The sequence below is a fragment of the Dyadobacter luticola genome (assembly GCF_005860805.1).
GTDB lineage: Bacteria > Bacteroidota > Bacteroidia > Cytophagales > Spirosomataceae > Dyadobacter > Dyadobacter luticola.
Genome location: NZ_VCEJ01000002.1, coordinates 1,004,757 through 1,017,512 on the forward strand (window position 1 = coordinate 1,004,757; position 12,756 = coordinate 1,017,512).

Annotated in this window: 7 protein-coding genes; 3 read left to right on the top strand and 4 right to left on the bottom strand. The window is 48.7% G+C overall.

From position 1 onward, the window contains the following. From FEN17_RS04285 to FEN17_RS04300, 4 genes are all read right to left on the bottom strand, one after another. On the bottom strand, nt 1-2,718 hold the full coding sequence (locus FEN17_RS04285) for a response regulator (protein WP_171037838.1): 2,718 nt from the start codon (nt 2,716-2,718) through the stop codon (nt 1-3). A 107-nt stretch (nt 2,719-2,825) separates the two neighbouring features. Then, on the bottom strand, nt 2,826-5,201 hold the full coding sequence (locus tag FEN17_RS04290; RefSeq protein ID WP_138364051.1) for an ABC transporter permease: 2,376 nt from the start codon (nt 5,199-5,201) through the stop codon (nt 2,826-2,828). Nucleotides 5,202-5,584: 383 nt separating this feature from the next. Beyond that, entirely contained in the window at nt 5,585-7,345 is a 1,761-nt protein-coding gene (locus FEN17_RS04295; protein ID WP_138364052.1) for an alpha/beta hydrolase family protein, read from the bottom strand. Between the two features lie 152 nt (nt 7,346-7,497). After that, complete coding sequence (locus FEN17_RS04300; RefSeq protein WP_138364053.1) at nt 7,498-8,604, bottom strand: shikimate dehydrogenase; 1,107 nt, start codon at nt 8,602-8,604, stop codon at nt 7,498-7,500. Between the two features lie 408 nt (nt 8,605-9,012). On the opposite strand from FEN17_RS04300, the gene FEN17_RS04305 reads away from it, so the two are divergent. The 3 genes from FEN17_RS04305 to FEN17_RS04315 are packed head-to-tail and all read left to right on the top strand — an operon-like array spanning nt 9,013 to nt 12,751. Beyond that, the gene (locus tag FEN17_RS04305; RefSeq protein ID WP_138364054.1) at nt 9,013-10,335 is read left to right on the top strand and encodes an asparagine synthase-related protein; all 1,323 of its coding nucleotides are present in this window, start codon (nt 9,013-9,015) and stop codon (nt 10,333-10,335) included. Next, complete coding sequence (locus tag FEN17_RS04310; RefSeq protein WP_138364055.1) at nt 10,325-11,251, top strand: archaeosine biosynthesis radical SAM protein RaSEA; 927 nt, start codon at nt 10,325-10,327, stop codon at nt 11,249-11,251. Before FEN17_RS04305 ends, FEN17_RS04310 begins: the two co-directional genes overlap by 11 nt. Nucleotides 11,252-11,254: 3 nt before the next feature. Beyond that, complete coding sequence (locus FEN17_RS04315) at nt 11,255-12,751, top strand: NAD(P)/FAD-dependent oxidoreductase (protein WP_138364056.1); 1,497 nt, start codon at nt 11,255-11,257, stop codon at nt 12,749-12,751. The last annotated feature ends 5 nt before the right edge of the window (nt 12,752-12,756 follow it).

Consider the following 12,756-nt stretch of genomic DNA (forward strand, 5'->3'; position numbering starts at 1 on the left):
TCACTCCTGCCGGGCAAATTGCAGGTCAAACTTCCGGAGCTCACTTTTTAAGTGTTCCTTCACGATGGGTTTAGTGATGAATGCGTCCATACCCGCCTGAAAACATCTCTCGGCCTCACCGTCGGTAGCATTGGCGGTGACGGCGATGATCGGTACCCGGCGCCCTGCCTTTTCCACATTGCGAATAGCCCGGGTGCAATCGTAGCCGTTCATTTCGGGCATTTGAATGTCCATTAAAATCATGTCCGGAATGTGCTGCCTGTACTTTTCAAAACCATCGATCCCATCTTTCGCCTCGATGATTTGTAAATCAGGATAAAGCAGGCTGATCATTCTTTTCGTCACGATCATATTCACCGGGTTATCCTCCACAATCATAACGGAACGCAGGCTTTTTGGTAGCGATATCGGCTCAGGTTCAGGAATTTGCTTTTTGGTCAAAGTATGAAGATCATTCAGATTATTTCTTTTGATCTTTCCGCCATTTTCAGCTTTCAGGTTTATTATAAAGGAAAATGTACTTCCCGCGCCGGGCCGGCTTTTCAGTTCCAGCTTACTGTTCATCAATCCCAGTAAATGGTTTGAAATGGCCAGTCCCAGTCCGGTACCTTCATAGCGCTTGCTTGCCGAAAGATCTTCCTGGATAAAAGCATCAAAGATCCGTTTCCGATTTTTATAGGCCACGCCAATGCCCGTATCCACCACCGCAAACTGTAATGTTGCCTGGTCGTCACCCGCCGAGATCGTTTCTATCAGCAGCTCAGCTTTTCCGGTATTGGTAAATTTGACTGCATTGCTGAGGAGATTGATCAAAATTTGCTTCAAACGGATTTTGTCCACCCAAACAAAATCGGGCGCCGCAGCCGAAAGATTCAGCAGCAACTGAATGTTCTTTTTCTGCGCCAGCGGCCGGATCACGTCAATACATTGTCCCGCAATTTCTTCCAGATCCGTTTTCTGCTCGGCGAGCTGAATTTTACCTGCTTCGAGTTTGGAAAAATCGAGAATGTCGGTCACAATGTCCAGCAGCAGCTGCGATGAGTTCGAAAGCATCTGGCAATATTCCTTTTGTGTTTTGTCCAGATCCGTACCTTCCAACATTTCCACGATTCCCAAAATACCGTTCAGCGGCGTCCGGATCTCGTGGCTCATATTGGCCATAAAACCCGATTTTGCTTTGCTGGCAGATTCGGCCAGAATGCGTGCTTTTTCGATATTCTGCTCAATTTTCTTCCGGTCGGTCACATCCTGCAAAGTGCCGTAGAGCCGCACACAAATCCCATGTTCGATCTGCGGCTTGCCAATATTCCTGACCCAGCGGTAGTTGCCTTTTGCCGTTTTGATCTGTCCTTCGATATCCCAGGGAATGCCGGTGCGCGCAAGTTGCCCGGCATCGAGCAACCGGTCGCGGTCTTCTTTCGAAATGTACATCTGCATCGCCCAGTCCAGCGAAATGTCCGCGTCGGGCTCCTCTTCATGGATTTCCCGCGCAATTTTCGACCAGTAGAGCTTTTTCTTCAACACGTCATATTCCCAGCCACCTACGCGCGCAATCTCCGAAGTTTGTTCCAGCATCTGACTGGTACGAACCAACTGATTTTGCGTCAGCTTTTTATCTGTAATATCATAACTGTTGAAATGCAGCTCGGACGTCAGTTCATTCTTTTTAATGTGTGTCAAACACCAGATCCACGAACCATTTCCATGCTGTAAACGGTGCTCCACCTGCGAAGTATGGTCTTTGATTGCCCTGCCCACTGCCTGGATAGTCCGCCCGATATCGCCTGCGTGGACGAAATTTTCGAGCATATCACCCGCTATCTGCGGAAAGCTGTGCCCGAGATGGTACTCCCAAGAAGGCGAAACCGATTTGACATTACCATCGAAAGAAATCGTCCACAACATTAAGCCCGCCGAGTGTACCGGCTTGTCGTCCGCCATCCTATTTCCCTGGGACAGCTCGCGGCCCAGGCAGAGAATTTCGTTGACCACGCCATGCACATCTTTCAATCCGCAGAACGTCCATTCCTGTACGTTGGCCGATTCGTGGTTGTTTTTCGGATACAAAATCACCGTATGCGGCCGTTCGGGATTGAGCGTGCAATGTTCGAAGGAGTTCAGCCGTGACGCAATGTCTTTGTCGATAAAGAAAGAATTGGATGATTTTCCAATCAGCTCGGCCTCGGTAATGTTGAGAGATTCCGCGTAAGATTTGTTGATATAAGTAAAATAACCTTCCAGATCGGCCTTGGCCACATAATGCGTTTTGCTGTCGCGGATGCACTTGGAAATGATCGATTCCTGGTGCAGCCTGAATGCATTCCGTTTTTCTTCCGAGATATCTACAAAGCTTACAGCCAGAAACTTATGGCCGTCAATCAGCACATGCAATAACTTGCCTTTACATTTCAGCCAGGCCGTTTCACCTTTTTTGTTTCGCGCCCGGATTAACTGATCAAATCCCGCTTTCGGATCGCGGTCCAGAACTTCCAGTGCCAGTTGGACGGTAGCCACATCTTCTTCAAATATAAATTTCGACCAGTCGGATGTCACGCCCGCAATCTCATTGGTTTGAAATCCGAGGGCCTGCCAGAGGGAAGGATCGGCCCACTGACTGTCGGGGAGATTCAGGTCCCAAAGCCAGATATCAGCCATCTGCAAACATTGCAGGAATGCTTGCGAGTCGCGTGACTCCTCAGATCGCGTGTTTGCGGTCATCTTAATGTATCGATCGTTGAGTATATTGAAGTGCTTAACCGGGCCAGGGCGGCCAGCAGATGAGCATTGCAAATTACTAAAAACAAACAACACATTCATCAGGCCCGTTATTCGGACCGCAATGTTTTGATAGGATTCATCAAAGCCGCCTTCATGCTGCGAAACCCGACCGTCGCCAGCGCTACTACGAAGGTTACCAAAATTGCAACAATAAAAATTCCAGCACCCACTTCAACCCGGTACACAAAGTTGTTCAACCAGCTATTCATGACCCACCATGCCAGCGGGGCAGCCAGCAGAAAAGCGACTACCAGGAGGCGGACAAACTCTTTTCCAAACAGCCAGAGAATACTAGGCATGCTCGCACCCAATACTTTACGGACACCTATCTCCTTGGTTTTTTGGGCGGCCATGAAAGAAACCAGTCCATACAAACCGAGACAGCCAACAAAAATCGCTATGCCCGCAAAAGCCTGAATCAGCCTCAGGAGCATGTTGTCCAGCTTGTAAAAACGCTCGATTTCTTCGTCCATAAAGCGATAGGTGTAAATAGACGACGGGTACATTTTCGTCCACGATTTTTCCAGCCCGGCCAGGGTAGAAGCTAGGTTGGAAAGCCGTACCTTCACCCCGCAGCTTCCATAATTTTCACTTTTGGTTGTAAGGCAAAGCGGCTCTATGGCAGCCCGGAACGATTTGAAATGAAAATCTTTCACTACACCCACGATAGTACCGGGGTATCCGTTAATGCTCGCGGTTTTCCCGAGCGCTTCCTGTGGGGAAGCCAGCCGGAGCGCTTTCACGGTCGTTTCATTTAACAGATATTCGCGGATTGTGTCCGACGGATTGAGGTTGCGGCCGGCTGCGAGCGGTATCTTAAATGTTGGAAGGTATTGGTAGTCAACCGCTTTTACGGAGATATTAAAGTTCTCGTGCTCGGGACGGGAATCATAGGTAATCCCCGTACTGCCGATCGTTTCCGATGCAGGGGGCGTATCAAAAAATGTTACCATTTCCACACCTGCCATTTGAGAAATTTCACTACCTAATGTGCTGATCTTCGCCTTGGTGTTATCTGGCACCGGCAAGATGACCACGGCATCTTTACCAAAACCCATATTAGACTGCTGCGAATACCTGAGTTGATTGGTAATCACCAGCGTGCCGATAATGAGCAGCTGGGAAATGGCAAATTGCGTCACCACCAGCCCTTTCCGGAGCGAAACGCCGCCCACCGTTCGTTGAGGAAGCTTGCCTTTTAATGCTACCAGCGGCTGAAAACGTGCCAGTATCAAACCGGGATAAACACCTGAAAGGAAAATAGTAAAAAGCAGCAGCCCGCCGAGGAAGGTGAGCAAATAGTAGTCTGTAGAAAGATTAATGCTGAGCTGAATCTCAAACCATTGATTTACAACCGGTAAAACCAGGTAAGCTAGTCCGAGCGCAGCCAGCATGGCGAAACAGGCGATGACGGCAGTTTCGATAATGAATTGCCAGAACAACATCCCACGTTCGCTGCCCAGCGCCTTCCGCACCCCGATTTCCTTTGAGCGACCAACCGCCTGGGCAGTCGCCAGATTGACAAAATTTACGCAGGCGGTTACCACCAGGAGAAAGCCGATCACTGCAAAAGTCCGAAGGTTCTTTTTATCTGTTTTACCACGCAGGTCCGTATTAAAATGCACATCGGACAAAGGCTGCAACTTAAACCGGAAATACTGGGCCATCTCCTTGTCATAATGTGTGCTGGAAATCCTGGGTAAGGTTGTTTCGTTTACAAACCTGGCGGTTATGCCTGGTTTCAGGCGGACGTAGCATTGCATTTCCTTGTTGACGCTCATCCACCAATCCTTTTCGACCATCCAGGGACTGTGATCTTCCAGATTGGGATAGGGCAGGAAAATCTGGGACCGAAAGTCACTATTTGGCGGCAAATCGCGCAGCACGCCCGCCACTCGCACCAGCAGCGATTGATCAATGTGCAGCATTTGGCCCACCGGATCCGTATTTCCGAAATATTTTCGCGCGATGCTTTCGGTAATCAGCACCGTGTTTTTATCCTTTAATGCAGTTTGCGGAGTGCCTTCGATCAAAGGGAAATGGAAGATTTTGAAAAACTCAGGGTCAGCAAAGGCAATGTCTTCTTCGAATTTTTTCTCAGGCGAAAGGGATACCACTCTTTTGGGCATCAAGGTGATCCGGGTCAATTTCTCGGCCACGCTGTAACCATTTCGGAGCGCCTCGCCAAAAGGGTTAGGGACGCCGGTATTATAAATGATCTTTTCACTATGCATTTCCGTATAAACCCGGTAAATGCGGTCACGGTCTGCATGGAAATTATCAAAACTCAAATGGTACTTCACCAGTGTAAAGATCAGGATCGCGCAGGCAATGCCGAGGCTAAGGCTCACGGTATTGATCAGGGTGTAGGACTTTTGGCGACTGAGTTTTCTGAATGCAATTTTAAAATGGTTTCGAAGCATGGCTGCTGGGTTTGGTTTTGAATAAAGGGTGGGAGGATGTTGGATGCTTTCAGGCAGTCGTTACCAGAGCCGAGGATGCAGGAGTAGCAACGCGTCAAGCAAGTATATGATGCCTGCGGCAAAGCAGCCGAAGCGCCGCCCGCGCGCCCGGAACAGCTCATGTGGAGCGCCCAGGATTCTTCACGGATGTGCGGATCTGCCACACGCTTCCGCAGCTTTCAACAAAGGTGGCGGCTAATGTTTATGATCGTCCTGCCCGCGATTCGACTGTTTTTATGATTCATTTATTGCCTATCAAAGGTATCCTCTCACTTTGCATAGCAAATCTGACACCAGCTAATGAGAATATAATAAAATGCCTCAAACAGGCACCGGGGCGTATTTTACAATTTTTGCCGCGTCCGTTTCCGAACGCTATTTTGTCCAGATGTGGACGAGGAAAGTCGGTTCACCCAAAATGTCATCTTGTTCACCCACAAAGCCTGATGATCCATTTCTTTTTCAAATTCCGACATTAAAAAAGTGCGGTCATACCGGACCGGGCCGTGATAAATTTGCTTCCCATTAATAATCACGCTTACCGGTTTATTTAGATCGACCATTTCCGGTGAAAAGTATAACGTGATTTTCCCGACCCGTGACGTAGTCAGATCGAATGTATTGCCGGAATATTTCGCCTTGACGGCTCCTGACTGTCGCGGAAAGTGGAAAGCTTGTGAAGTACTGTCCAGCAAAACCGACGGATTCATAGTTTGCCGCCAGCCTTCAATAGTCGCATTCACGGAAACTTGCCAGCTACTTTTTGCGGTCAGTGTATCTAGTTCGTTGATTTCCAGCCAGTCGCATCGGCCGTTTTTGATATCATCACATTCCCAGTAGAGGTTGGGCTGGAAAGGATTTCGTTTTTTGGATAACATATCGGCAAAAAGCCGCTGATACATTTGCCGTATCGTGCTGTCTCTTGTGGAAAGAAGGTAACTATGGTTGCGTTTACCGGTTATTTCAATGTTTTGCCAGTTGATCCCCAGCGTTTTTGCAAGTGCCGTGAACGTTCTGTGACCCTCAATCGGGTAGTAATAATCATAGTCAGTGGCCACATTATAAAATGACCGGTTCGCCGCATTTTTTAAAAAAGTGCCGCCCGTGCGTACTTGCGGCCGATTGTTCACTCCCGAAAATCCTGCAAAAAGTCCGGGTTGCTTCATCAGGTATGAAAACGCGCCTGTCGCGCCATTCGAATACCCGGTCACGTACACCCGGCTATCGTCAATCGGATACATATGTTTGACCTCCCGGATCAGCGTTGGTACCAGCCCGAAACCATCGTCGGGCATCATCCAATTATACCTTTTTGTACTATACGGAAATACAGCGATCGTGCCCGCTTCGTATGCCAGGTTCACAAAATTGTGTCCAAAAAAGCCAGTCGCAGCACTGCTGTCGGCGACGTCCCGCATAGTTTGGTAGGCCACTGCGCCATGCAATATCACCACCAGCGGATAGTTTTTAGCCGCATCAAATCCTTTGGGTAACTGGATCAGATAAGGGAATTCCAGCGAATCAGCCAGTTTCACCCAGGCATATTGATACCGGTCATGACGGGTGTAATTGTGCGCAGGGTACATCGCTTTTAAAGTTTGATAAAGCGCGCGGCCAGATGATTCTCGGGGCAATGCTGCTAGCTGTTGTTTTGTCTCGTCAAGCAACCTTTTCTGATAAAACCGGAATGGTAAACTTTCCTGAATACGCTTTTGCCTAAAATCCTCGACTACCTGTTCCTTCTTTTTCATCAGCTGTTTCCAGCGTGGATCATCCCGCAGCCAATCAAAGTCTTTTCCAAACGCAGCCTTTGGTGCGATGTCGGAATCCAGGACCAGCCCAGCATATTTGATTGCCATATCTGCATTTTTGTCGAGACTGGCGAAATGTGCGGCGTTGAGATATCGCCAATATCTGTCGGCTGAGTCGCTTTCGGCAGCCTTCAAAGCCCAGTGGAAAGCCGCTTTCCAATTTTGTCGGCCCATATTAGCGCCCATGCTATCGACTGCGGGTCGCGATTGCGCGCTGGCGATTTGGGAAGAAAGCGAAGAGAGAATAAAGAGGAGCAGGCGCAACCATGCACTTTGATTTGGAGAAATTTTCATAGAGCGATCGGAATAGTGACTTAGGAACAGCCACGCCGATTTTTCAAAAAGTTCGGGTGACTACTTGGTGACAAAGAGCCGGTTACAACTTAAATGTTGCACGCAGCACGCAGGATCAGCCGTTCCCTCACATTTTCCGTCAGACCAATCTCTCAGTAAGAACCTTCCCAGCTTTTATTTTCGGCGAATTGGCCGTTAATGCCGATCGCTTCGGGAACCGTATAGTCGACGAGTTTGCCGAAACTGTAATCCGGGGCAACCTGGAAACCAAACCGGCGGTATTTGTTGGCGAGCGCCTTGATATAATGTGCCTGATCGAGTGTAGGATTGCCGATGCAAAAATTCCCCTCGTATCCTTCCTTTGCGAGCAAGATGGTCTCGGCCAGACCGGCGTACGATAATCCTTGCGGCAGGCCGATCCCGCCTTTTGTGCATCTCAACTGGTTGACCGTCACCAGCCCGCCGTCGATGACAACTACGTCGGGCCGCTTTTTCAATAGACTGGGATGGGTATTTCTGGGCTGGGTGTCGTCGAGGACGATTACGCCCCGTTTCAAATGTGCGGAAGTGAGTTCGCTTTCGGTGGCGGAGGTAAGCAAAACCACAATGTCAGCGCGTTTTACATCAAGGAGATTTTGAGATACCGACGCCCTGACCTTAGGATTAATGGCTTTCATTTTAGCAGCTAAGTCTCTCGTTCTCTGCTCATTTCGGGCAACCAGCAGAAATTCATTTTGAGAATCTTCTCCTGCGAGCAGCATGCTGAGCAGCGTGCCGACACTGCCAGTGGCGCCAACCAGGGCAATGGTTAGCGGAGAAAAAATATGGTTATTGATCAGTTTCGACAGGCGCTCGTAAGTGACTACCGCCGTGAAAGCGTTTCCATTCGTGATAGCAAGGTAGGGGTTATCGGCGATGAGTTTGCCGCCGAGGCTGATCGGAGAGATCAGTCCGCCCAGGCCCATGATTTGCGCACCTTTCGAATGCGCGAGTTTCATCGCCCCTTCCAGCATCGGGACCATGTGTTTTTGTTGCCGGAGGATCTGCTCGCCGGAGTAGGGCAGCATGATCACGTGGCCTTCTGGCTCGCGGGCGCCCGGGGTAAGTGTTATGTCGCTCCAAATGAAAGGCTTAATAGGGCGGTTACGAAGAAAAAGAGCGTAAATGTTGTCAGGAATCCAGCCGAGCGGCGCGGCTAGTTGACTTAAATCCTTGCTATAATTTTCTCTTAAATGCACTACAAAGGCAAATTTTTTCATGGCTTAATTTTATTTAACTCAAAATCAACGGAAACATTTCTCCCGCGAAAAAAGAGCGGGTATGCGCATTGAATGAAAAAATGAGGTGTAGTTGAGTCTTAGGCAGGTAATAAAAAGAATGTTGTGTGTATAGTGTCCAATATTTTTCAGTGGGTCATTCCAAATATTTTCAACGCTATTAATATGTCAAATCAAAGTGGGTCGGTTGGCAAATATGAATTTGTGATTTTAAATTATCCCAAAGAATTGATTCAAAGGCAGGAATGATCTAACAATCGGCAAAGTAGGGTAGGCGGTACCGTAGAACTTCTCAATCAACCGTCATAAGAAGAAGGTTAAGGCGTAGAAACCGGCAGTCCGTCGCTTTTTAGAGTGAGCTAATGTAGTTTTTACCAAATTCTAAATCCTATGCACCAGTACCTGGCTGATTTTGTGAGTCTGCTTGATGACGACAGCAACAGTTTTTTCAATGTGACCGCCGACGAAGCGCGCGCCGCTATTGTTTCGGGTGATCCTGAGCGCGTCAGAAACATCGGGGGACATTTCGCCCTCGTGGAAAAGGTTGGTCAGCAGGTCTTTATGGCGCGATCGATCGGAAGGCCGATGCGTTATTTTTTGGCAAAACAAACCGCCGGGCCGCTGCTGATCGTGGCCGAGCGTATTGATGAGATCTATGAATTTCTGAAAGGGCGGGGGCTGCACCGGCAGTTTCATCCTTCCTATACGCGGATGGTACCTGCGCACTTCGTTGTGCGCGTGGATGTTATCGGCTGCCCGGATCCAAATCCGGTTTACACCCGTTTCTTTGCTCCACAGCAAAATACATTATCGACCAACCTGGATGAAATCGGTGAAAAATACATTGGCGCACTGGCTTTTGAATGTGAAAAGTGGCTGAGAACGATTCCGGAGACAGAGCCGATCGGCGTACTTTTTTCCGGCGGAATCGACAGCGGATCCGTGTTTTTGGTGCTATATCATGTCATGCTGAAAATGGGCTTGTCGCCGCAGCGGCTGAAAGCATTTACACTTTCCGTGAACAATGGGCCGGATGCAGAGCAGGCCTATCAGTTTGTAGATCAGCTCGGTTTGTCGCTTTTTCTGGAAGTGATGGATGTGGCCGAAGCGAAAATAGACTATAAGGAGACGATTAAAATTATTGAGGATTATAAGCAGCTGGACCTGGAATCGGCCACGATGGCACTTGCGCTTTGCAAGAAAATCAGAAAGGCGTATCCTACCTGGAAATACCTGGCAGACGGCGACGGCGGGGATGAAAACCTGAAAGATTACCAGATCGAGCAAAATGCCGAGCTGACGATCCGCAGCGTGCTGAACAATGTGATGTTATATCAGGAAGGCTGGGGCGTGGACAAGATCAAACATTCGCTCACTTATTCGGGCGGACAGAGTCGCGGAGCTGTGCGTTCTTATGCTCCTTTGAAAGCGCTTGGTTTTAAGGGATTTAGTCCATATTCTTTGCCAAATGTTATCGAGATTGCGGAGGGAATTCCATTTATTGCGCTGACGGATTGGGACGAAGAGGCTTTATATGCATTGAAAGGGGAGATCGTGAGCCGGGGCGTGAAGGCGGTGACCGGCTTTGAGATGCCTGTTTTCGAAAAGCGCAGGTTTCAGCAGGGGGCGGCTTCGGAGAGTAGTTTCCAGCAAATCTTTTCCAATGACGAAATAGGTTATCGAACCTACTTCAATTCATTATATGCCAGGTAACCTGTTGATCGAAAAATTACGGCCTGCCAAGAACGTATTCGACGAGAACATTCCCTATCATTTTTTGCATGAACAGGAGCCCGGCCTGGACGGTGAATTACAGACGGTTAACACGCTCTTTCTCACGGGCAAAGAGTGTGCATTTAAGTGTCTGATGTGCGACTTATGGAAAAATACGCTGGACTTTCCGACACCGCCGGGCGCGATCGTAAAGCAAATTGATTACGCACTTTCCCAGCTGCCGAAGGCCGATGCTATCAAGCTGTACAATGCCAGTAACTTTTTTGATCCCAAGGCCGTACCATTCTCTGATCACGCTGCGATTGCCGCGCGATTACAGGGTTTTTCGCGGGTGATCGTCGAAAATCATCCCAAACTTTGCGAGCAGCGGGTGGTTGATTTTGCCAAAAGATTATCGGGCAGACTGGAAGTGGCGATGGGTCTGGAAACGATTTACCCGGAATCTTCGCAGCAGCTCAACAAACATATGACGCCCGACGATTTCAAGCGGGCAGCCACATTTTTGCGGAACCACGACATGGATATCCGCACTTTTGTTTTACTAAATCCGCCGTACCTGACCGACCAGCGGGAGAACATTGAATGGGCGGTAAAATCCGTGCAGTTCGCATTTGAATGCGGCGCGGACCGCTGTACGATAATCCCGACGCGGTCTGGGAATGGTGTGATGGAGTTGCTGCAAGCGCAGGGCCACTACCGTCCGCCAACATTGTCGGCGCTGGAAGAAGTTTTCGATCGATGCCTTCAACACAATAAGGGTCAGGTGTTTGTGGATACCTGGGACATTGGTTTTCTCAGCGATTGCCCCAAATGTTTCGAGGCCCGAACCCAGCGGCTCGATCGCATGAACCTTCACCAGCAAATTGAACTTCCTGTTTTGTGTACGTGTCACTGATTCATGTCTAAAGAATACGATATTTTAATCGCCGGCTCCGGTTTTGCCGGATCGCTGGCCGCGCTCATTTTACATAGCAAAGGTTTCCAGGTTTGTCTGGTCGAAAAAGGTGAACATCCGCGGTTCGCGATCGGGGAGTCTTCCACGCCGATCGCCAACATGCTCCTGCGCGATCTGGCCGCGGAATATGGTTTGGACTGGCTGGCAGATTTTTCAAAGTACGGAAGTTGGCAACGTACACATCCTGAGGTAGTTTGTGGTTTGAAAAGGGGTTTTAGTTATTTTAAACATTATCCGGAAAAACCGTTTTCTACCGACGAAGATCATTCCGATGAACTGCTGGTGGCCGCAAGCATCAATGACGAGCGCTCCGACACCAACTGGCTCCGGGCCGATTTTGACGCTTTTTTGGTTGGTAAAGTGCAGGAAATCGGCATCGATTATTTTGACCATACTGACATTCAATCCGCCGCGCGCGAAAATGGAAAATGGCAAATGAGGACTTCGCGATTGGAAGAAGCCAGGCACTTGGAGGCAAAATTTTTCATTGATGCGACGGGCGGCGACGTGCTGCTCAAAAACTTTTTTTCGGTGAGCTCGTCATCAGAAAGCTTTCTCACAAATTCTTTCGCAGTGTTTTCACATTTTGATCACCTTCGCAAATGGTCTGATATGTTGGCTGAAAAGAATATTTCTACGGCAGGGTATCCCTATAATCCCGACAATTCAGCACTTCACCATTTGCTGGATGAGGGCTGGGTTTGGGTGCTGCGGTTTAATAATGCTGTGACAAGCTGGGGATTTGCGCTGGATGGTTCGGATAAGTTGCTATCGGAAAGATCATCAGAGGAAATCTGGGATTCGATGATGGCTAAATACCCTGACATTCAACACATTCTAAAAGACGCCAGGCACGCTGCAATTCCGGGAAAAACACTTCGCTTCGGACGTTTGCAGCGAAAAGCCGACAAATGCTTCGGCGACGGCTGGCTGGCATTACCGCATACCGCAGGTTTTGTCGATCCGCTTTTCAGCAGTGGCATTGCACATTCATTAATTGGCCTGGAAAAGATTTGCAGGTTATTTTATGAACATTTCGATGATCAGGAAAAGCTTTATGCGGAGCTTCAAAAATATGAATATGCCGTTTTTGATGAGCTGAAACTGATCGATATGTTGGTTGCAGGATGTTATAAAACGATGCCCTATTTCGGGCTTTTCCGGTCGTGGTCGATGTTGTATTTCACGTGTACGATCACGTACGAGAAAAGGCGATTACAGAAATTGCCGGTAGATCATTTCCTCTGCGCCGGTGAAGAAGCCGTCAAAGCCATCGTCACGGAAACTTATCAGGATTTGATGGATATACTTGCTCGTCCGGTTATATCAGGAGCTGACATTGAGGCATTTACAAACCGGGTGAGAGAACGAATTCAGCCGTTTAACACGGTCGGATTACTCGATCCTGCTGCAAAGAATATGTACTGGCACTACGAATAAGATGC